21 protein-coding genes, 1 pseudogene and 1 other annotated feature are annotated in these 22372 nt (G+C 45.3%); of the genes and pseudogenes, 5 read left to right on the top strand and 17 right to left on the bottom strand.

Annotated features, from left to right (window positions below):
- The 14 genes from hpt to BLP57_RS09745 form a co-directional block, all read right to left on the bottom strand.
- On the bottom strand, positions 1-528 hold the full coding sequence (gene hpt / locus BLP57_RS09810) for a hypoxanthine phosphoribosyltransferase (protein ID WP_015527123.1): 528 nt from the start codon (positions 526-528) through the stop codon (positions 1-3).
- Positions 525-1967: a tRNA lysidine(34) synthetase TilS gene (tilS, locus tag BLP57_RS09805; RefSeq protein ID WP_044960944.1), complete on the bottom strand. Its 1443-nt coding sequence runs from the start codon at positions 1965-1967 to the stop codon at positions 525-527. Before tilS ends, hpt begins: the two co-directional genes overlap by 4 nt.
- 25 nt (positions 1968-1992) lie before the next feature.
- Positions 1993-3486: a SpoIIE family protein phosphatase gene (locus BLP57_RS09800; RefSeq protein ID WP_015527120.1), complete on the bottom strand. Its 1494-nt coding sequence runs from the start codon at positions 3484-3486 to the stop codon at positions 1993-1995.
- A gap of 119 nt (positions 3487-3605) precedes the next feature.
- A complete protein-coding gene (locus BLP57_RS09795) occupies positions 3606-3920 on the bottom strand; it encodes an FtsB family cell division protein (RefSeq protein ID WP_021650636.1) in 315 nt (104 codons plus the stop codon).
- A 111-nt stretch (positions 3921-4031) separates the two neighbouring features.
- A complete protein-coding gene (gene yabP, locus BLP57_RS09790; protein WP_044960948.1) occupies positions 4032-4313 on the bottom strand; it encodes a sporulation protein YabP in 282 nt (93 codons plus the stop codon).
- Positions 4314-4403: 90 nt separating this feature from the next.
- Positions 4404-4643, bottom strand: a complete 240-nt coding sequence (locus BLP57_RS09785; RefSeq protein ID WP_015527118.1) for an RNA-binding S4 domain-containing protein — start codon at positions 4641-4643, stop codon at positions 4404-4406.
- A 73-nt stretch (positions 4644-4716) separates the two neighbouring features.
- Positions 4717-5010, bottom strand: a complete 294-nt coding sequence (locus BLP57_RS09780) for an HU family DNA-binding protein (protein ID WP_227573730.1) — start codon at positions 5008-5010, stop codon at positions 4717-4719.
- Between the two features lie 119 nt (positions 5011-5129).
- Positions 5130-6863 carry a phospho-sugar mutase gene (locus BLP57_RS09775; RefSeq protein ID WP_015527116.1) on the bottom strand — a complete coding sequence of 578 codons (1734 nt, stop codon included), beginning with the start codon at positions 6861-6863 and terminating at the stop codon, positions 5130-5132.
- Positions 6864-6961: 98 nt separating this feature from the next.
- Entirely contained in the window at positions 6962-7936 is a 975-nt protein-coding gene (locus BLP57_RS09770; RefSeq protein ID WP_092071318.1) for a hypothetical protein, read from the bottom strand.
- Positions 7937-7995: 59 nt separating this feature from the next.
- Positions 7996-9336 (bottom strand): CCA tRNA nucleotidyltransferase, encoded by a 1341-nt coding sequence (locus BLP57_RS09765; protein WP_092071315.1) that lies wholly within the window; start codon positions 9334-9336, stop codon positions 7996-7998.
- Between the two features lie 364 nt (positions 9337-9700).
- On the bottom strand, positions 9701-11140 hold the full coding sequence (proS, locus tag BLP57_RS09760; RefSeq protein ID WP_015527114.1) for a proline--tRNA ligase: 1440 nt from the start codon (positions 11138-11140) through the stop codon (positions 9701-9703).
- Between the two features lie 158 nt (positions 11141-11298).
- Positions 11299-11508 (bottom strand) — a binding site (T-box leader).
- Positions 11509-11740: 232 nt separating this feature from the next.
- Entirely contained in the window at positions 11741-12988 is a 1248-nt protein-coding gene (locus BLP57_RS18495) for an HD domain-containing protein (protein WP_304456038.1), read from the bottom strand.
- A gap of 104 nt (positions 12989-13092) precedes the next feature.
- Positions 13093-13818 (bottom strand): RNA polymerase sporulation sigma factor SigE, encoded by a 726-nt coding sequence (sigE, locus tag BLP57_RS09750; protein ID WP_015527110.1) that lies wholly within the window; start codon positions 13816-13818, stop codon positions 13093-13095.
- Positions 13819-13834: 16 nt separating this feature from the next.
- Positions 13835-14686 (bottom strand): sigma-E processing peptidase SpoIIGA, encoded by an 852-nt coding sequence (locus BLP57_RS09745; protein ID WP_175442971.1) that lies wholly within the window; start codon positions 14684-14686, stop codon positions 13835-13837.
- A 297-nt stretch (positions 14687-14983) separates the two neighbouring features.
- Between BLP57_RS09745 and BLP57_RS09740 the strand changes: the two genes are divergently transcribed.
- Positions 14984-15850, top strand: coding sequence for a shikimate dehydrogenase (locus tag BLP57_RS09740; RefSeq protein ID WP_021652363.1), 867 nt, complete (start codon positions 14984-14986; stop codon positions 15848-15850).
- 126 nt (positions 15851-15976) lie between these two features.
- On the opposite strand, the gene thrS is transcribed toward BLP57_RS09740, so the two are convergent.
- The 3 genes from thrS to BLP57_RS09725 form a co-directional block, all read right to left on the bottom strand.
- Complete coding sequence (thrS, locus tag BLP57_RS09735; RefSeq protein WP_092071309.1) at positions 15977-17938, bottom strand: threonine--tRNA ligase; 1962 nt, start codon at positions 17936-17938, stop codon at positions 15977-15979.
- Positions 17939-18359: 421 nt separating this feature from the next.
- Positions 18360-18842, bottom strand: a complete 483-nt coding sequence (locus BLP57_RS09730) for a YdcF family protein (protein ID WP_092071306.1) — start codon at positions 18840-18842, stop codon at positions 18360-18362.
- The gene (locus BLP57_RS09725; RefSeq protein ID WP_021652360.1) at positions 18842-19351 is read right to left on the bottom strand and encodes an SEC-C metal-binding domain-containing protein; all 510 of its coding nucleotides are present in this window, start codon (positions 19349-19351) and stop codon (positions 18842-18844) included. Before BLP57_RS09725 ends, BLP57_RS09730 begins: the two co-directional genes overlap by 1 nt.
- A gap of 431 nt (positions 19352-19782) precedes the next feature.
- On the opposite strand from BLP57_RS09725, the pseudogene BLP57_RS09720 reads away from it, so the two are divergent.
- The 4 genes and pseudogenes from BLP57_RS09720 to BLP57_RS09710 form a co-directional block, all read left to right on the top strand.
- Positions 19783-20860 (top strand): annotated as a pseudogene (locus BLP57_RS09720) (IS1380 family transposase); the annotation flags it as partial.
- A 217-nt stretch (positions 20861-21077) separates the two neighbouring features.
- Positions 21078-21365 (top strand): hypothetical protein, encoded by a 288-nt coding sequence (locus tag BLP57_RS09715; RefSeq protein ID WP_022426145.1) that lies wholly within the window; start codon positions 21078-21080, stop codon positions 21363-21365.
- 344 nt (positions 21366-21709) lie between these two features.
- On the top strand, positions 21710-21907 hold the full coding sequence (locus BLP57_RS18050; protein ID WP_173741609.1) for a hypothetical protein: 198 nt from the start codon (positions 21710-21712) through the stop codon (positions 21905-21907).
- On the top strand, positions 21882-22256 hold the full coding sequence (locus tag BLP57_RS09710) for a helix-turn-helix domain-containing protein (RefSeq protein ID WP_158526420.1): 375 nt from the start codon (positions 21882-21884) through the stop codon (positions 22254-22256). Before BLP57_RS18050 ends, BLP57_RS09710 begins: the two co-directional genes overlap by 26 nt.
- The last annotated feature ends 116 nt before the right edge of the window (positions 22257-22372 follow it).

Below are 22372 nucleotides of genomic sequence, written 5' to 3'. Positions count from 1 at the left end.
TCAGTCCTGAAGCTCCACTACTCCGATGTAAGGAAGGTTTCTGTATTTCTGGGCATAATCAAGTCCGTATCCTACTACAAACTCATCCGGAATATTGAAGCAGCAGTAATCTACCTCTACATCTGTCACACGTCTCTCCGGTTTGTCAAGAAGTGTACAGAGTCTGATGCTTGCCGGATGTCTGCCCTTCAGGATACGCAGCAGATAGCTTAAGGTTCTGCCTGAATCAATGATATCCTCTACGATCAGAACATCTTTCCCGTCCAGTGGCTGATCCAGATCCTTGACGATCTTTACAACACCGCTGGATTTCGTATCATCACCGTAACTGGACACAGACATGAAATCCAGTGTTACCGGGCGTGTGATCCTCTTGGCAAGCTCACACATAAAGAAAACGCCGCCTTTCAGAACGCAGATCATGTGTACATCTTTTCCGTCATAATCCTTGTTGATCATATCTGCAACTTCCTGGATACGGGCATCTACCTCTTCTTCACTGAGTAAAACCCTGATTTTTTCGCTCATGCTAAAGCTCCTCCTTGGTAATGTAATTCTAACACTCTCCCTGTAGTGGAAGTGATCTTATACTTCTCGTTCATCCGTCCTCCCGGGATCCAGAGTATCTCAGATCCTACCGCAACAACCGGAAGCCTGTCTCTCATCTCCGCCGGAATCTTCTCATCAATAAAGATCCGGTTCAGCTTCTTTCTTCCGCCTTCACTGTTTACAGTAAGATAATCTCCCTGTCTTCTAGTCCGAACGCATGGACTATTTTTTATTTTATCATAATCAAACCATTTCGTATACTTTTTTTCTTCAATCTTCTGTTTCTTATAAGAAAAAATTTTCGACTCAAAAACTCCGAAAGGACTTTCCAGAATTCCAGGTACCGGAAGCTCCATAGACATTTCTCTGAGACCTGCTGATACTTTTTTTTCAGTGGAAGCAGCATTCTCTCTGTCTGATGCAGAGTTCTTTTTCAGACATACCCCTCTGTACTGTCGTATTACCCGCAGCGATTCCGGAAGGTTGATATAACGACCGTTTTCTTTTTTTTGAAGCGAAAGGACCTGGTCCACATGAAGAGATGTAAAGTCCTTACGTTTTCCTGCCAGTATCTCAAACGCCTCCATCACCGCATATTCCTGAAGGATAGGATCCTGTGCAAAAAATTTTTCATCCAGAAGATAGCCATTTTCTTTCCGGCAGCCTGCCAAAAGCTCCCTTCCCTTTTTCTGAAGATACGAATCTGCCTCTGCCAGAACCCGTGCGGTTTCTGCCATATGCTCCACCGCTTTTGCATTGATCTTCTGTTCCATAGCCGGAAGAATATGGTTACGGATCCGGTTTCTTGTATAGTCATCTGAAAGATTGCTGCTGTCTGTGATATAGGAAATACCTCTCTCTTTCAGATAATTGACGATCTCCTTCCGTTCTAAACACAAAACCGGCCGGATGATCTCACCATTTACCGCCTGTATCCCGGAAAGTCCCCGGATACCGGTTCCCCTTGCCAGATGATGCAGCATAGTCTCTGCCAGATCGTTGCGATTATGTGCCAGCGCAACCCGGAACTGTCCGTTCTTTTTTGACTGTTCTCCGGAAAAACCAAGTCTCTTTTTTTCCTCCTGAAACGCCTGTTTTCGCACGATTCTTCCGGTTTCTTCTTCTCCCAGCTTCCACTTTCCGGAAAGTTCCGGAACCGGATAATGCCTGGACCGGAAAGGGATTCCCCAATCCCGGCAGATTTTTTCCACAAACTGCTCATCCCGGTCCGCCTCCTGGCCCCGGATCCCATGATGGACATGAACCACTTCCATGGAAAAACCGATCTCTTTCTGAAGACTTTTCAAAATATGAAGCATTGCTATGGAATCCGCCCCTCCGGAAACCCCTGCCACAACCATATCCTCTGCTTTCAGCATCCGATTGTCTCTGATATATTTTCTTACACGTGTGATCATTTTTTCTCCTGTAACCAAAAATACTCTATTTTTTCCACAATCCTGCCACAACTACTGTCATATCATCCCTGGCATGATAATCACTGTATCCCAGGACCCTTTCCAGTATTCCCCGTCCCATCTCCCTGGGCTCTTTTTCCCGGACATCCATAATGATCTCCTTCATGGTTTCCTCTTCCCGTTCTGTAGGAAGTGCATCCAGAACTCCATCTGTCATCATGATCAGATAATCTCCATGATAAAGCTTCCTTGAGGCAGTATCAAAATCCAGCTGCTGGACCAAGCCTGCTGCAAGATTTTCCGAAGCAATGGATTCCACCCAGTGATCTCTTTTAATAAATGTGGAAGACGCCCCTGCTTTCAGAAAATCACAGATCCCGGTATAAAGATCCACCGCACAGATATCGACAGTAGAAAACATCCCTTCCCGTCCTTTCAATAGCAGTGCGGAATTCACCATTCTGGCAGCTGTTTCCTGAGAAAAGCCGGATTCCAGAAACTGTTCCAGAAGTTCTACCACGATCTCGCTTTCTTTAAACGCTTCTATTCCGGAACCCATCCCATCAGACAGACAGAGAAAAAACCTGCCATCCTCTTCCTGACGACAGATATAATTGTCTCCGGAAACCTTTTCCGCTTCTCTTGTAAGCCGCGCTACTCCGTAAAGCATCTGATAACTGACATCCTCCACAAAATGGACCATACGAAAATCTCCATTTACAATACTGCGGCTGTCGGCGTCCGGCGTCATGGAGCTTCCGCAGATCCTGGACAGGATCTGTGCGATCTCTGTCATGGAAACACACTGTCCGCTCCTGGCTCTCAGATTCAGAAATATCTGCCGTCTTCCTTCGATCTTATCCATGACCCAGACATTCTTTACAAGTACATGCTTTTTACGAAGAGCCTTTTTCAGATCTTCCTGAAACTGCGGATCTGCCGGCATGATATCATACAGCTCTTCTGCCATATGATCCATGATCCTCGAGATTTCCGTCAGCTGCTGTGCAACTGCAAGCCGGCTTTCGATCATCCGGTTATCCCACACGAGATTCTGCCTTTCTTCACGAAATCCCTCATTCAGGACCTGAAAATACTGGGCGGAACGGCCGCATGCTCCCATCCATTCACTGCGTGCTCTCTGGATACTCTCTTCATTGCCTTCCTCCATGGTACGGATCATATTCTCACTGCCCCGCATGGTTTCCCCGGCACGCTCTCCCCAGCAGATCTCTCTCTGATAACATCTGGAACATACAGCCGCACTGGTGTCCGATATGATACGGTTCAGCTGTCCTCCACTCAAAAATTCCTTACGGTAAGGCATTCCGTAGAATGTATCCGCAAGCTTCCGGAAGGATGCTGCATACCGTTCCACTTTTTCCTTCTGGGGATGGCTTTCACAAAGCGGCAGCATTTCTTCTTTTTCCTTCGTTTTTCCCGAAAAGACAGTTTTTGCCATGTCCCGAAGTATCAGCAGTATGCTGACTACGAGCATGGCAATGATCCATTCCTGCATATTTTCCCCTCCCCTTATAACCTTCACTGACTGAACATTATAAAGGAAGATCCCTGAAATATCTGTCAAAGCCGCACGAAAATGTCAAAAAAAATTTCGTCGAAACCTTTGATTTTCAGCTATTTTTCTTCCTGAAACACGATCTCGTTATCTTTCACAAGTCCCAGCTTCTCACGAGCCGCCTCTTCCACATATTCGTCGGTCTTCATATGTTCTTTCTCTGCTTCGATCTCCTTGGTACGTTCCTTCTCACTTTCAATGGACTTCTCCAGTGCTGTAGCTTTGGAATCATAATAATCCCTGCGCCGTTCCAGAGTCTTACTCTGTAGCATAAGGCTTCCCAGCAACACCAGTGCAATCACCATGATCCCCGCCATGCCAAGATAATTATATCCGATCCGTTTTTTTTCTTTTCCATTTTTTGGATTTTTCAATCTGCTGCTCCTTTTTTACACAATCTGATCTCTTTACCTTTTACGAGCTTATACATCCAAATTTTACAACTTCTTCAAAAAAATATCAACCGGTTTGCTGTCATTTTAGCTTTAATGGAACAGTCTTTTTAAAAGGGATCCTTCTTTTTTGTCCTTTTTCCTGCCAAGATAGGTAAGACTGTCGATTTTTCCCTCCAAGCTAAGCTGCCCGCTTTTCAGATCAAGATGTTTTACATGAAGTCCTTCGCCTTTTATGGATAACTTTCCTTCCTCTGTATGCAGCAGTATTTCTTTTTCATCGAAAGAGATCACCTCCCGAATTCCCGTTATGGTGCCGCCTTTCTGCCGCTCCAGCATCAGACTGTGAAATGCTGCCGGTTTCTTCTCGTCCAATCCATACCTCCCTGGGGATGATTTCTCTTTTATTTTATGAAAAATCCATCCGGAATAGACCATCACGCCCAAACGGCAGCTGTCCCTGCATCAGATATAGCGGAACATGCTTTCCACCTCATCCTTTTTTACCGTTTCCTTAACTTCCAGGACTTCAACCTTTACATTACGGCTTCCAAACTGGATCTCCACAGTGTCACCGGTCTTTACCTGTACAGAAGCCTTGGCCGGCTTGTCATTGACCAGAACTCTTCCTGCATCGCAGGCTTCATTTGCCACCGTACGGCGTTTGATCAGTCTGGATACTTTCAGATATTTATCAAGACGCATAATTTTTCCTCCTAAAAAAGCAGGGGAAACCAAAAACCGGTTTCCCCTGCCGTTATCACTCTGAACCAACAGATTATTTACCGTTGACAACGTCCTTTAAAGCTTTTCCTGCTTTGAACTTCGGAGACTTGGAAGCCTCGATCGTCATGGTCTCACCAGTCTGAGGATTTCTTCCCTCTCTTGCAGCTCTTGTGCTTACTTCGAAAGTTCCAAATCCAACCAGCTGAATCTTCTCGCCTTTTTTCAGTTCATCTGTTACAACATCGATAAAAGATTTCAGAACAGCTTCTACATCTTTCTTGGAAAGATTGGTGTCTTTCGCCATTGCTGCCACTAACTCTGTTTTATTCATGGTGTTTCCTCCTATAATTGATGTTCTCTTATTTTTGACTTTGCTTTATATATATACCGCTTTTGGCTTATAATGTCAAGGTTTTTCGCATATTACAGGCGGAATGTGACCATTTTATCATTTCATGGAATCAATCATTTCATGGAATCAACCATTTCAAGAACCGCCTTGCCCATTGCATCAGATTTCTCGTCTGCATCTGCAAGAGATGTTCCCTTAACGCCATAATAGAATTTAACCTTAGGCTCTGTTCCGGACGGTCTTACGCAAACCCATGCATCATCGGTAAGCTCATAGTAGAGAACATTGGAATTCGGAAGTCCTGTCGGCTTCTTCTCACCTGTTGCAAGATCTGTGATCTCATCCAGCTTGTAGTCACGTACAGCAGTCACCTTATGTCCGGCAAACTCAGCAGGCGGATTCTGACGAAGTGTTGTCATGATCTCCTGGATCTTCTGAAGTCCCTCGATACCCTTCATGGTAACTGCCTGAATGGCATCCTTATAGTAACCGAACTCCTCATACATATCGATCATTGCATCCCAGAGAGTCTTGCCCTGTGTCTTATAGTAAGCAGCAGCTTCGCAAAGTGCCATGGTAGCAACAATGGCATCCTTGTCCCTTGCATAGGTTCCGATCAGGCAGCCGTAGCTCTCCTCAAATCCGAAAAGATATGTACCCTTGCCACTATTCTCAAATCCGAGGATCTGCTGTCCGATGTATTTGAATCCGGTAAGTACTTCGATAAGATTCACGTTGTATCCCTTGGCAATGGCATCTGCCAGGTTTGTTGTAACGATAGTCTTTACAAGAGCTCCGTCCTCCGGAAGGCTTCCGTTTACAGCCTTTCTCTGGCTCAGCTCATAGTTTGCAAGAAGGCATCCGGACATGTTACCGGTAAGATCATGATACTCTCCGTTTTTATCCTTTACGCGGACGCCAAGACGGTCTGCATCCGGGTCTGTGGCAAGTACGATGTCTGCATCCACTTCCTTCGCAAGCTTCAGGCCAAGCTCAAATGCCTCTGCTGCCTCCGGGTTCGGATAGCTGACTGTCGGGAAATCCCCGTTCGGAAGCTCCTGTTCCGGTACTACATATACATTCTCAAATCCAAGCTCTTTAAGGATCCTTCTGGCCGGGATATTGCCGGTTCCGTGAAGAGGTGTGTAAACGATCTTCAGGTTCCTGCCCTCTGCCTGGATCGCATCCATATGGATGATCTGTTTCTTAAGCTCTGCCATGTAAGCATCATCGACAGCCTGTCCGATCACTTCGAAAAGTCCTGCCTTTACTGCGTCTTCCTTGTCCATGGTCTTTACGGTATTCCAGTCGGAGATTGCCTTTACCTCGCCCATGATACCGGAATCATGAGGTGGTGTGATCTGCGCGCCGTCCTCCCAGTAAACCTTGTATCCGTTGTATTCCGGAGGATTGTGGCTGGCTGTTACGTTGATACCTGCCACACAGCCCAGATGACGTACTGCAAAGGAAAGCTCCGGTGTCGGACGAAGTGTCTCAAAGATATAAGCCTTGATCCCGTTTGCTGCCAGGCAAAGTGCTGCTTCCTGGGCAAACTCCGGTGACATATGACGGGAATCATATGCGATAGCAACTCCCTGGGATTTCTTGTCAACCTTGGCAATATAGTTTGCAAGACCCTGGGTTGCTCTTCTTACCACATAAATATTCATACGGTTGGTACCTGCGCCGATGATACCACGCAGGCCTGCCGTACCAAACTCTAGATCCATATAAAAACGCTCTTTGATCTCATTCTCGTCGTCTTTGATCGCTTTCAGTTCTTCTTTTGTCGCCTCATCGAAGTATGGGTTTTCAAGCCACTGATTATAGATTTCTTTATAATCCATGTTCCAAAATACCTCCCTGTTTCTTTATATAAGATACTTAATATTATATAACAATTTTCAGAAAAAGGGAAGTTTTGTTTTTGTCACATTCAGAATCATTACTGCCTGAAGCACTGTTTTGAAAATTCCTCCCACTGTTTTTTCTGATGGATCAGGGTTCTCAGCTTTTCCACATTTTTTCCGGAGATCACAGCCTTGTTATGTGTATAATAATGGTTTGCCAGTTTCCAGTATTTTTCCGGATAACAGAACCGGACTCTCAGGTTCTGCCACTCAGACTCCGAGAGCGGCCGTACGGAATCATATGCAGAAAGCATCTTCTGCGCGAGGTGCAGATCCCAACTGTATTTCTCCAGAATTTTCCGCATAAAGCGGTACAGATCTGCCATCTGCACATCAAAGCTCCAGTGACTGAAATTCGTCACCGCTGTGTTTTTCCCAAGTATCAGCACATTATGCTGATTATATTCGCCATGACAGATACTGCCGCTTTGAAGAGACTGCTGCCGCAGATTTTTATAATCCGTGGTTTCCAGCATAGCTGCCGCTTCTTCTCCTTTTTGCAGAAACCATTCCACGCTTTTCAGATAATCTTTCTCAAAAGAATTGACCGCTCCTTTTTTTCGGATAAAACGGCGTATTTTTTTTATTTCCTGATTATGCCGGATATATTCTTCCTGCAGATTTCTTCCCGCATAATCCATTTCCACAGGAAGCTGCATGATCTTGTGGATCTGTGCCAGAGTCCGGATGCTTTTTAAAATATCGTTTTCGGATCTCGTGTCACATTCCCGTCCCTCAAACCAGATCTGTGCAGTATATGGAACAGAATCTTTGTCCCTGCTTACCAGTACGCCTTCCCTGTTTCTGAGATAGGCGTCCACAAGACAGTTCTGTTCTTTCATTTTTTCAAGAAGCTGCTGCTGCATGGAAAGCTTTTTTTCCGAGCCATGAAATTCTCGGAGTATCACCGGACCTTTTTCTGTCCGGCACAGAAGTGCCCCCCGCACCCTGCCGGAGAATGAAGCCGTAAGCCCATACTGCTCCAGCACGCTCAACCCATAATCATACAAAAAAGTTCCCCCCTGCCTTATTTTACGTTCTATTTTATGCAGGGGGGATTTTTGTTATTCTATTCGGTTTTTATGCTGTCTTTTTCTGCTGTTTCAAGAAGTTTTTCTTTTGTATTAAGGGTTGGATCTTTCAGCACACAGTCAAGAAGTCTTTCGAGCAGTGCTCCCAGTGCCGGTCCGGCCGGATGTCCTGCCTTTATAAGATCCTTTCCGGAAACTGCCAGGGTTTTCAGAGATGTACATTCTCCTCTTTCAAGGATTCCCTGGTAAGCTTCCGTCACACCGCCTAACCGCGCCAGCTTCTCCTCCCTCCTGTAAGTGCTCTGGGATAAAAGATCTGCCTTCTGCACTTTCAGATACAGCGGAAAAAGCTCTTCTCCGATAAGATTCACAGCTCTCCGCACATCCTCGGCGTCCGGAGTGGGACGAAGATCATGATACCGGATCAGACGACAGGTATTTCGGATCGTTACATTATCAAATTTCAGACGGCGCAGGATCTTTCCTGCCAGCTTTTCGCCTACCGGTCCGTGAGTCTTAAAGTGGTCTCTTCCATTCTCATCTGTCTTTTTTACAACCGGCTTGGCAATGTCATGAAGAAGCATGGTGATACGAAGAAGCCTGTCATTCTCGATCTCCGTAAGGCTTTTCAGGATGTGCTCGCCTACGCTGCAGCAGTGATGGGGGGTATTCTGCGCTGTTTCCATACAGGCATCAAATTCCGGAAGAAATTCCCGGGTAAGGCCTGTCTCCCAGGCTGTCCGGAGGTAATCCGGATGATCGGATACCAGAAGCTTTACAAGCTCTGTCTGGATACGTTCTGCACTTACATGTTCCAGATTTCCGGACATTTTTGTAAGGGCAGCCTTCGTATTTTCCTCCACGGTAAATCCAAGCTGTGCGGAAAAACGCACTGCACGGAGCATCCGAAGGGCATCCTCTGTAAAACGTTCTACCGGATCACCAACACAACGGATGATCTTCCTATTGATATCCTCCATTCCGCCAAACAGATCCACCAGTCCATGCTCCGGATGATAAGCCATGGCGTTGATGGTAAAATCTCTTCGCTTCAGATCTTCCTCAAGACTTCTGGTAAAAGTCACGGCATCCGGGTGGCGACCGTCATGATATTCTCCGTCTACACGGTAGGTTGTCACCTCAAAGCCCTCTTTGCCCATCATTACAGTTACTGTTCCATGCTGGATCCCCGTATCTACAGTTCTGTGAAAAAGCTCCTTCACCTGCTCCGGAAGTGCGGAGGTAGTGATATCCCAGTCCCCAGGCACCCGGTCCAGGATGGAATCCCGGACGCAGCCGCCGACTACATAAGCCTCATAGCCGGCTTCATTGAGAATATGCAGGATCTGTTCTGCTTTTTGTGGTATGTTAATCGTCATAATAACTCCTCTTGATGATCGCTGCTGTCCGTTCAAAACACGTTTACATTTCGCTGTATTATCTCCATGTCAGCAGCCGAATAATATTCTGATATGTTTTCCTTAACGCTATTATAACATAGATTCATAAAAACAGCGGAGCATATTTTGCCCCGCCGTTGTTTCTGCAATATGGTTCCTGTTCACTCCGTTCTCAGTAACACGCTTCGCGATGCACAGAATTTATGCTGATCGCATAAATTCGCGCGGTATGTCTCGGGTTTTCTGTGACCTTCGCTCACACAAAACACCTCGCGGGACATTACCAGTGAACAGTAACGCAATATGATCATCCCACTTTTTTGAAGTGGCCTGCTGTGTTTTTTTAGTATGCACGTCCCCAGTAAACCATTTTCTTAGCCGGTTTTCCGCAGCATACGCAAACGTCGCTTAACTGCTCCTGCTCAAACGGCATACATCTGGATGTTGCCTGGAAATCTTCCTTGATCTTGTCTTCACATGCACGATCACCGCACCACATAGCTTTGATGAATCCCGGTTTGCTGTTGATGATCTCACCGAACTCCTCATAATTCTTTGCTACGTAAGTATGTGCCTCTCTGTGTGCACGTGCGCGCTCCAGCATATCATGCTGAATGGTATCCAGAAGCTCTTTTACCTTATCTGCAAGCTCCTCGAAGGATACTGTATATTTCTCACGGGTATCTCTTCTGCAGAGAACTGCCTGACCGTTCTCGATATCCTTCGGTCCACATTCCACACGAAGCGGGATACCACGCATCTCCTGCTCAGCAAACTTGAATCCCGGGCTCTTGTCTGTCGCGTCAACCTTTGCACGGATACCTGCTGCCTTCAGTGCTGCAAGAAGCTCGTCAGCCTTCTCCATAACACCTTCTTTACGCTGCTGGATCGGGATGATCACAGTCTGTACCGGAGCGATCCTCGGAGGAAGAACAAGTCCGCTGTTATCACCGTGAACCATGATGATCGCACCGATCATACGGGTTGTCATTCCCCAGGATGTCTGGTGAACATATTTCAGTGTGTTATCTTTATCTGTGTACTGGATTCCGAATGCTTTGGCAAAGCCATCTCCAAAGTTATGGCTTGTACCGGACTGGAGAGCCTTACCGTCGTGCATCAGAGATTCGATGGTATAAGTAGCCTCAGCACCTGCAAATTTCTCCTTGTCTGTCTTCTGGCCTTTGATGACCGGAATCGCAAGAACTTCCTCGCAGAAGTCTGCATAGATGTTCAGCATCTGGATGGTACGCTGCTCCGCTTCCTCAGCTGTTGCATGAGCAGTATGTCCCTCCTGCCACAGGAACTCTCTGGAACGAAGGAAGGGACGTGTTGTCTTCTCCCAACGGACAACGGAACACCACTGATTATATACCTTTGGAAGATCTCTGTGGGACTGGATCTCTTTCTGGTAGAAATCGCAGAACAGAGTCTCAGAAGTCGGACGCACGCAAAGTCTCTCCTGCAGCGGATCAAGGCCGCCATGAGTCACCCATGCAACCTCCGGAGCAAAACCTTCTACATGATCTTTCTCTTTATCAAGAAGAGACTCCGGGATAAAGATCGGCATGTAAACGTTCTCTACACCGGTTTCTTTAAATCTGCGGTCAAGCTCATGCTGGATATTCTCCCAGATCGCATAACCTGCAGGTTTGATCGCCATACAGCCCTTAACACTTGTATAGCCACAGAGCTCAGCCTTCTTAACAACGTCTGTATACCACTGAGCAAAATCCTCATCCATAGATGTGATGGCCTGTACTAATTTCTTTTCTTTTGCCATGATAAATCTCCTTTTTCTTGTGATCTGTTACATATTGCCGGCTGTCAGACAGCCACAGCAATCCGGAATCCTTCCAGCTCACTCTTCTGTCCCATAAACCGTACACTGTATTTACAATCCCGTTTTACGGACAAAAAAATAAGCCATCCAAATCCCTCACAAGGGACCGAATGACTTCGGCGGTACCACCCCAGTTAACAGCCTGAAAAGCTGTTCTCTCAACACCCGTTAACGCCGGAAACACACGCCACGCTTCAATCACGCAGAGCTCCGAGGCCGGTTCCACAGTTCACGCACAGGATCCTTCCACCAAAGCAGATCCCTCTCTGAGATAATTCCCTGTGTACTATTCTCATCATCGCCGTATCTTTGATATATTTTAGGCGAAAGCCGCCTCAAAGTCAACCCCAAACAAAAAAAATATAACAAGTCTCTCTGCTATAAGTTACTGTTCACTCCGTTCTCAGTAACACGCTTCGCGATGCACAGAATTTATGCTAATCGCATAAATTCGCGCGGTATGTCTCGGGTTTTCTGTGACCTTCGCTCACAAAAAACACCTCGCGGGACATTGACCAGTGAACAGTAACTGCTATGCTCCTATTCCTTCACAGACACAGCCGGCATCTCCAGATACCTGTTCAGATCTTCTGTGAGAATATGGAGCTTAGTTCTGGTATCCTGTTCCTGGTACGTCAGCCGGCCTGCGATCCTGGTGATATAATCCTCTTCTTCGATGATCTCACAGGTCTCAGGAAAATTGATATCATAATACTGTGCAAGATAAGATACCCAGTAATCCACCGGCACATGTCTGTCTGCGGATAACACGGATTCTCTTCTGAGACAGGACTCCCACACTGCCGGTGAGATCAGCCCTTCTCCTGCAGCTTTCTCAGAGACTCCCAGCATGGCTTCAACAGACGCCTCCAGCTTTACTCTGCAATTATCCAGCTTATCGGCATCCCGGATCAGTTTTGCATGGAAAAGTGTTCTTGCATCGTGGATTCCTTCCAGTTTGAAATCACTGTGCTTCCGAATTGCTGCATCGATCAGCTCATCAAATTTATCATCCTCCACGAAACGCCGGATCAGCTTCTCCTCCCCGAAGAGAAGTTCTGCACCGAACACGGCATGATCCATGGTTCCCGGCTCAAAGCTGTGAAATCTACGGATCTGCTCAAAACGGCCAATATCATGAAGCAGACCGATCAGCTCCGCAAGTTCCACATCTTCACCGGAACATTCCATTTTTCTGGCGATCTCTCCTGCGTATTTCATCACTCCATAGGTATGTACGATCTTCAGACAGATCTGTTCATCCTCCCGGTCGTATTCATCCAGATATTTTTCGAATTCCTGTTTTGCATGTGCAATGTCGATCATTCTGCCACACCCCTTCTTCTTTTGTTCATTCTGTAGCTCTGTAAACAGAATGATCACATAGCTTTCCATCACCTCTTCCATGCCGATATCCCGGGCATAATACTCAGATATGATCTGCTCCATGATCTCGCCCACCCGGTTGTTCCCATGGGTTTTAAAATACAGATAATGCTTTTTCTTCCTGCTTTTGGTCACCGATTCCGCAAGGAACTCCGAAACTATTCCCTGGCGCGGCATCCGGCTCAGAAAGGCAGTATCAAAGAATTCCCGGCTCATAAGGATATTTACCAGAATATCGTTTTCACCGCCCGCCTCAATCGCATGCACTGCCTGGGTATCAAAAATACAGATATCGCCCTCGCTGGTAACGATCTTCTTCCCTTCTATGGTCTGACTGCAGCTTCCAGACCAGAGATAACAAAGCTCTATTCTCAGATAACGGTCAAGCTCTTCTCTGTCCATCGTATTTCTTCAAGCTCCTCGTTTACCGGAAAATGACTGTTTCCGCTCTTTTTTTCAATATAACACGTTGTCCCTGTCCGGTAAACCGTTTTTTCCGGTTTCTTCTATTCATACTTTACGATTTCTTTCCGCAGCCGCTTCATGATCCGCTTTTCCAGGCGGGAAATGTAGGATTGCGAAATTCCTAAAAGATCCGCTACCTCCTTCTGTGTTTTCTCGCTTCCTTCCCGGTTTCCGATGCCGAATCGCAGACGGATGATCATCTGTTCCCGCTTTGTCAGTTTGCTGATGGCTTTTCCAAGAAGTGCGATCTCCACCTCATCTTCCAGACGTCTGGAAATCACATCGTCATCCGTTCCCAGGATATCCGAAAGCAGCAGCTCATTTCCATCCCAGTCCACATTCAGCGGCTCATCAATGGAAACCTCCATCTTTGTTTTGCTGTTTCTCCTCAGATACATCAGGATCTCATTTTCGATACATCGTGATGCATAGGTAGCAAGCTTGATATTTTTTACCGGATCAAAGGTATTGATAGCCTTTATGAGCCCTATGGTTCCGATGGAGATCAGATCCTCCACACCTACCCCTGTATTATCAAATTTCTTTGCAATATAAACCACCAGCCGTAGATTATGCTCGATCAGAACCGACTTTCCCTCTTTTTCCTTTTCTGTTCCCAACATTTCGATCACTTCAGCCTCCCGTTCCGCTGACAACGGCGCCGGAAGGATATCATTTCCACCAATATAAAAAACCTCTCCCGGACGATTGAACATAAATTTCCGGATCACCTGAAACGGATAGGATCTTGCAGCTGCTCTGTTCATAACATAAGCCCCCTTCTCAATTTAATAGTCTGGAATTCAAAAGTATCTCGTACTCTTCTCCCAAAGCTGAGGGCTCGGATGTTATAGCAAGCACCGGTTTTCCTACATGTACCACCCTTTCGGGAGTCTGGATCAGAAGTTCATCAAGGATCACTGCCAGCAGCAGTCCTTTTTTTCCATCTGCGGTATGACAGCTCAGAAAATGCGGCTGCAGACTGACAAATCCTGTATTTTCCAGTGCCTCTGGTTTATCTTTAATATCCATCAGTTTTTTCACCTGCTCTTTCGATATCAGGCTTCCCAAAAGTTCCTGTTTGATGATCGATACCGGCTGTTTTTTCACAGGATCCATAAGGAGATTTCCGGTATCATAAAAGCCGTATGTCTGCTGCAGCTTCCCCTGATATTTCAAAGTGACCGGAAAAATATTTCTTCTTCCAAACCGGAAGGTCTCGGTCACACATCCCAGAGTATAAAGTGTGCCATAAATCCCTGCCAGAAAAAGCAGAAATATTTTCACCGTCATGGTTCTTTCCGTTTCCAGTGCCTGATAGATCCCGCCAACCACAAAAGCTGTGAAATACAGAGCCAGAATGGTTTTTACAAGAAGGCCGCCTTTTTTCAGTCGAAAAGCAAACGACGCCATAAAAAAAGCGCAGCCGCCATGGATCAGTACAGCGGCAGGAAAAATGATCTTAAAAGGTACACATACAAGCAGGCAGGATACAAAAGATCCAAAGGCAGCGGATATCACACATCTTCTGCGTTTCCCGTCAAGATACAGAAATTTTCCCACAAGTCTTAAAAGCATGTAATCCATAAGGAAATTCGTCATAAAAACGATATCTATGTATATCCTCTGATACATAAGCTTCCCCCACTGCTGTTTCGTCTGCCATCGATTCTCAACTTTGGTAAGTGTATTTATTATAGGGCAGGCTCTTTGCATATTTTGTCAAATCCGGATGTCGATTCTTCTAACTTATCGGGTCGTTTCTGTCTGTCTCGACATTTATAGATTTTTTCTATGAATCGGCGACAAAAATGTATAAATTTCCGTACAATATTTGTATTTGTTGATTTTCGCACTTTATAGTGCTAAAATATTTTTTATTATATTTCGTAAAGAAATTCTATTATATGAGATACAGGAGGGAATCGAACAATGATCAATATTACCGGACATACCGGGCTTACCGGCCTTCTGGGAAGCCCCGTGGCACACAGCGTATCACCTTTAATGCACAATGAGGCATTCCGTTATCTTGGACTTGATTATGTGTATCTCTGTTTTGATGTAACAGAGGAGACCCTTCCCCAGGCTGTGGAAGGACTGAAAGCCTGTGGGATCAAGGGCTTTAACCTGACCATGCCAAACAAGAATAAGATCGTGGAGCTTCTGGACGAGCTTTCTCCCACTGCCCAGCTGATTGGAGCGGTAAATACCGTACGCAACGACAATGGAAAATTAAAGGGGTTTAATACTGATGGTTATGGATTTACCCAGTCTGCCAGAGATGCCGGCTGTGATGTAAAGGGGCGCACTATCACCGTTATGGGTGTCGGCGGTGCCGGAATGGCGATCTGCGGCCAGTCCGCCCTGGAGGGTGCAAAAAAGATCCATGTTTTTGCACGTCCTACCAGCCGTTACTGGGAACGTGCTGCTGCCATGGCAGAAAAAATGTCTCATATGACAGAATGTGAGATGATCCTTCATGAGATGGATGATCACACTGCGCTGAAGGACGCACTGGAGGAAAGCAATCTCCTCATCAATGCAACTTCTGTGGGAATGGTTCCGGATGTGACAGGCACCGTGATCCCGGACAAGGCTCTGTTCCATCCGGAGCTTACCGTAGCCGATGTTGTATATGAGCCAAGAGAAACAAGACTTCTCAGGGAAGCCCGGGAAGCCGGATGTCCGACCTTTAACGGAATGTACATGCTGCTCCACCAGGGTGTAAAGGCTTTCCACATCTGGACCGGACTGGACATGCCGGTTGAACTCGTCAGAGAGAAATATTTTAAATAAAAAATATCCGGCAATACTGACCGCCTCCGCATCACAGCGTGGTCTCAATATTGCCGGATCAAAAATAAAGGCGGCCCGCCTATCACACGGGTCGCCTTTTATTTATCCGTCAATCATCTGTTTTGTTTATTTCTTCTCTTCCTGAACCTCGATCTTACGGATCGTCTTGTTCTTGATCTCTTCTTTGATGAAGTCAATGAACTCACCAAGCTCTTTCATTCCCTCATCGCCAAGATAGCGGCTTCTTACGGAAACCTTACCCTCTTCTTCCTCTTTTGCACCAACGATAAGCATGTAAGGTACTCTCTCAAGACGTGCCTCACGGATCTTGTATCCCATCTTCTCGGAACGTCCGTCTACAGAGCAGCGGATTCCTGCTTCTCTCATCTGAGCTTCAACCTTCTGTGCATAATCGTTATACTTCTCGGAGATCGGGATCACACGAACCTGCTCAGGGCAGAGCCATGTCGGGAACATTCCTGCGTATTTCTCAATGAGCCATGCCAGTGTTCTCTCATAGCATCCCATGGATGTACGGTGGATGATGTACGGACGCTGTTTGTCGCCATTCTCATCGATATAGTACATATCAAACTGCTCTGCGAGAAGTGCATCCCACTGGATCGTGATCATTGTGTCTTCTTTTCCGTATACGTTCTTTGCGTTGATATCAACCTTCGGTCCGTAGAAAGCAGCCTCGCCCACATCCTCTGTGAATGGAATGTTCAGCTCCTCAAGCATCTGGCGGATATGGCCTTCTGTCTCTTCCCATACCTCCGGCTCACCGATGTACTTCTCTTTGTTTGTCGGATCCCATTTGGAAAGATGATAGGTTACATCTTCCTCAACACCAAGTACCTGCAGACAGTACTGGGCAAGTGCGATACAGTCTTTGAACTCTTTTACCATCTGGTCCGGTCTTACGATCAGATGTCCCTCGGAAATAGTAAACTGACGAACTCGTGTCAGGCCATGCATCTCTCCGGAATCCTCATTACGGAACAGTGTGGAGGTCTCGCCGAGACGGATCGGCAGATCACGGTAGCTGTGCTGCTCTGCTTTGTATACATAGTACTGGAACGGACATGTCATCGGACGAAGTGCATAAACCTCTTTGTCCTTCTCCTCATCACCAAGTACGAACATACCATCTTTGTAATGATCCCAGTGTCCGGAGATCTTGTAAAGATCGCTCTTTGCCATAAGAGGAGTTTTTGTTCTTACGTATCCACGCTTTGTCTCCTCATCCTCGATCCAGCGCTGAAGCTCCTGCATCATGATCACACCGTTTGGCATGATAAGCGGAAGTCCCTGTCCGATCACATCTACAGTTGTGAAGATCTTCATCTCACGGCCAAGCTTGTTATGATCACGTCTCTTTGCTTCTTCCATCTGCTCCAGATGCTCTTTCAGCTCATCCTTTGTAGCATAGGCTGTTCCGTAGATACGTGTAAGCATTGCGTTCTTCTCACTGCCTCTCCAGTATGCGCTGGAAGAAGAAAGAAGTTTGAATGCCTTGATGCCTTTTACACTCATCAGGTGTGGGCCTGCACAGAGGTCTGTCCAGTCTCCCTGTGAATAGAAGGAAATCTCTTCTCCCTCCGGAAGATCCTCGATCAGCTCAACCTTGTATGGCTCATTTTTCTCTTTAAAGTATGCGATGGCATCCTCACGGGATTTTGTAAAACGCTCGATCTTTGCGCCTTTTTTGATGATCTTTTTCATCTCTTTCTCAATGGCGTCAAGATCCTCACGTGAAAATGGATCGTGGTCGAAATCATAGTAGAAGCCTGTATCAATGGATGGTCCGATGGCAACCTTTGCCTCCGGGTATAAGTTCTGTACAGCCTGTGCCATTACGTGAGATGCTGTATGACGGAGAACTGCAAGGCCCTTCTCGTCTTTCGCTGTAAGGATATTCAGCTCACAGTCGCTGTCAAGAACTGTACGAAGATCTACGACCTCTCCGTTTACTTCTCCTGCACATGCAGCACGTGCAAGGCCTTCGCTGATGTCATATGCGATATCGATCACAGCTTTTGCTTCTGCATATTCTTTTTTTGAGCCGTCTTTTAATGTAATGATCATTGTTGTTTCTCCTTTCATTTGAAATGAAGTTTCTATGGTACACAGTATGTGTCTGCTTTTGCAAGAGATTCTGCAATAAAAAAATCCCTCACAGTACATCACATACTGTAAGGGACGAGTTCATTCATTCTCGCGGTTCCACCCTGCTTGCTCTGCTGCCCGGTCATGCCAGGATGCAAAGCCTCTCAATTATGATGATAACGGAATCACCGGACCGGATTGGGGCCACTCGGAGGTAGTCTTCGGCTGTTTCCCGATAAGATGTTTCCAGCACTTCACATCTCTCTCTGTAACGTTTCACAGCTTACTCGTCTCGTCAACGTGTTTTTTATTTCTTTTTCTGTGGTTCATTATAAGCGCAGTATTTTTATTTGTCAACGCATGTTGACAAAATTTTTGAGATTTCTCTTCTCGCACAGATCTACAGATTTCCCATGAGTTTGTCTTTGATAATAGCCAAAATCTCACGGGGAATGTAGATAAAAAGACGCCAGCTTCGATACCTGGAAGGTACCATGGCCACTTCCCGGAATCCACATTTTCTTGCAATGGCTGCTCCTCTCCATACATGAAAATTGTTCGTCACCACGCCTACGGAACAGTCTGTAGTTCCGATCTTTCTGCAGCTGAATTCCAAATTCTCTTTCGTACTGGTAGATTCCTCTTCCCGTATCAATCTGTCCCCGTCTATTCCGTGACCGGTAAGATAACGATACATAGCCTCTGCCTCGGAAATGTTTTCTCCATCGCCTTTTCCTCCAGAGAGCACTGCCTTCGTACCCGGATTTTCTTCAAGATAAAGAAGGGCCCTTCTGGCTCGTTCCAGAAGGGCAAGTGTCATCCGTGTTCCGTCCACATGGGCACCTAACACGATAATGTAATCCAAATTCTTCTTTACGCTCATTATCTTCCGCAGCAGTGTTTGTATTTCTTGCCGCTTCCGCATGGGCACGGATCGTTTCTTCCGACCTTGTGCGGTTTCACAACTGTGCCGGATTTCTTCTGCTCCATGTAGAGGGTTTTCTTTTTCTCTTCTGTGAAGATCTTGTCCCACTGAGGAAGGTTGTAAAGCCAGTCAGCCTTGGCATCTACCATGTTCTTATAGAGTGCCTCTTTATCAAATGCAAGGTTTACCTTGGTATCCTCATCCATAGTCTCGATCGGGTTCGGAACCTTCAGACTGTCATTGATTCCGTCAAGGAAACCAACCATAGTCATAACGTCCTGACCGTATTTCTCAGCAAGCTCTTTTACAGTTCCGGAAACGATCTCATCCGGGTTCTCAAGAAGCTGCTCATAAATATTCTTCTCAATGTTAAAATAATTTGCCCAGAAGCGCTGAAGCTTATTCTTATCTGCATTCTGATTATAAGCAATGGAACGCCACTGCTCAAGAATTGTCATATCGCTCATTGTCTGATCCTCTTTTCCAAAATTTTAGATAAATAAGACGGAGATTTATATTCCGCTTCGCAATTTCTATTTATTATATCATCTTTTGGCGAAGAAATCAAATACATCTGTTTCATATCAGTTTTGAAAGGTAAATTTATTTTATAGCCTACCCATTTTGTGATTTCACATATTTACACATTTCTTATAAATTTAGGAAAGTTATCCACATTGAATGATTACACGGATTCCCTCTCTAAAAAAATGTGCATAAATTTGTGTTTTCCTCTTGGCAGGCATCACCTTCTTTGCTAAAATTAAATCAGTTTAGAACTGCTCTATGTAGCTCCACTTTTATATCTTCCCTGAATCCGTGAAGTTGATTTCTTCACAGGCTCCTTAAATCCTATAATTTCAAGATTTTGCGATACTCTGTTGTTCAATATCATTATTCACCCAACCGGTCTCAGCATCAGATTAAGAACGGTGATATTGTACTCACTTACCTTGGAATGCTTTGCATGGGCAGAATGTTGAGATGCTCCTTACAAACAAAATACAACCGACAGCTCTTGCAAATGGTCTTGTTCCGGTAGATATCGATGTGACACCTATGGATAATTCGAAATCCAAAAAGGAAGGTGTTTCACGAACCTACAAAGAGGTGACGGCTATGCGCCTATGATGGCATATATAGGTACAGAGGGGTACGCCATCAATTTCGAACTCCGTGAAGGAAAACAGCATTGTCAGAAGGGGACGGTTAAATTTCCGCAGGAAACAATAACGCTTTGCCACAAACTGACAGATAAGCCGCTGTTGATTCGCCTTGATTCCGGCAATGACTCCATCGACAATGTTGCTGTTCTGATGGATGCAGGCTGCTTTTTTATTATCAAGCGGAACCTTCGCCGGGAAAACACGGATGATTGGTTTGAAATAGCAAAGCAGTACTGCCAGAATATAAACAGTCCCAGAGATGGAAAAACTGTTTATATAGGCAGTAACTGGAGAACCGTTACCAATAAGCAGTTCAATAAAGAGTTTACACTCCGTACCGGCTACGAGATTACGGAACGAACCATTGATAAATATGGTCAGTTCAATCTGGTTCCCGATGTTGAAGTTGAAACCTGGTGGACAAACCTTGGTGACCCGGATGAGGAAATCATCCGTCTGTATCATGCCCATGGAGAATGTGAGCAGTTTCATAGTGAGGTAAAAACTGACATGGATCTGGAGCGACTTCCATCTGGAAAGTTCACGACCAATGCACTGATACTCGAATTGGGGATGATCGCATATAACATTCTCCGTATGATCGGTCAGGGCACAATTGGAGGACGAACACCTTGTCAGAAGAGGGATGTTAAACGCCGTCGTTTACGCACAGTTATCAGCAGCCTGATCATGATGGCAGGCCATGTAACCATGCATGCACGCCAGTTGATAATCGGCCTTGGAAAAAGCAACGTCTGGCGGCATATATTTTCTGATATCTGTCAGAAATATGCTGTCACAAACGCATAAGTAACAAAGCAATTTTATAGTAGGCTTATTTCGTGTACCTTTTTTTGCCCAATGAGCGCTTGGAGTCACGACATTGGTATTGAAAATAGACAGGGAAGTATATTTTTATCATGGAACCAACTTGCCCTTGGCAGGTTGGTTCACTTAAAGGATGAATTTCACGGATTCAGGAAATTATTTATTCTTATATATGTACATATAGCACGGAGGTGGTTTTATGAAGTATATTCAGGATAATGGGAAAATTAAATTATGTGAAACTGATAATATGGATCATCTTGTGCGGTTAACACAAACGTTGAATGAAAATAATATTCCTTATGAAACCAGATTGAAAAAAGCAACATTTATCAATAATCTTTTTTTCTTGATTTTTTATCATACTTTTGCATCGGGAATTGATCATAAGAATGAAACAACATGTATTTATGTACTAGAAAAGGATTTTGATGCTGCCAAAAAAGCAATAGTAAACTACAGAGAGACTGCGAGAAAAAGTCTGTAAATAAGATTCTTCTATGATAATGAAGGGTGAAAAGTTCTTTCACAGAGCTTTTTACCCTTGCTTTATATATAACAGGTGCAAATCTGCAATGTCAGGAGCAGGCGGATTTTCCGCCTGTCTTAACTGTTTCAGAGTTACTGTTCACTCCCAATGTCATTTACTTAAGGAATTTCCTTGTAAAAAAAGGATTTTGATATGGATCACTTAAAAGAACTCTACCATCTCAGATGGTCACAGGAAACAGCATACCGGGATCTAAAATACCCACTATGTTTAAAAGCATTTCATAGCCAAAAGTATGCTTATATTGTACAGGAAGTATTTGCCAGGGTACCCATAAGCTTTTGTTACCGTTAGCAGTAACTGCCCATGTGCTGTACCGCAAGACCGTGGGAAATTATCCGATCTTTCACAGTGGAAATGATGCACAGATCCATGACATGCTGGAAAATCTCTATATCGAATATCTCGGCCACGCAAAATACAGCTGCACCTTTCTCAACTCCATTCTGGGCCATGCTGCTGCGTTTTCACGAAAATGATATTGAATCCATCCTTACAAAGGACAGCACCGGAAATTCTGTAACGGAAATCCTCAACTACCTGAACCGTCACTACCAGAGCGTTACCTTACGTGAAGCTGCGAAGCATTTTGGCTATAGTACTTCCCACTTCAGTACCCTGATCAAGGAAAGTACCGGACGGACATTTTTACAGATCATCCGAGATATCAAGCTGAACCAGGCATGTCATGCTCTGCGTGAAACCTCTCTCAGCAATCTTGCGATCTGTGAACTTGTAGGGTATGAAAGTCCGGAGCATTTCATGCGTACTTTTAAAAAAACATATGGAATGACTCCCGGTGAATACCGGAAGAAGAACAGGGAATAAAAGATTACAAGATCTTATATATTTTCTGTATAACAGATGCCGTTCCGGGAGATACTTATCATATCCTCCCCTTTAGAATGCAGAGGGCTTCGCGATGGTGCAGGCCCTCTGCGTTT

Source organism: Blautia sp. SF-50, from assembly GCF_900101315.1.
GTDB lineage: Bacteria > Bacillota > Clostridia > Lachnospirales > Lachnospiraceae > Blautia_A > Blautia_A fusiformis.
Note: the sequence above shows the minus strand (reverse complement) of the source record. Positions and strands in the feature narration are given on the sequence as shown.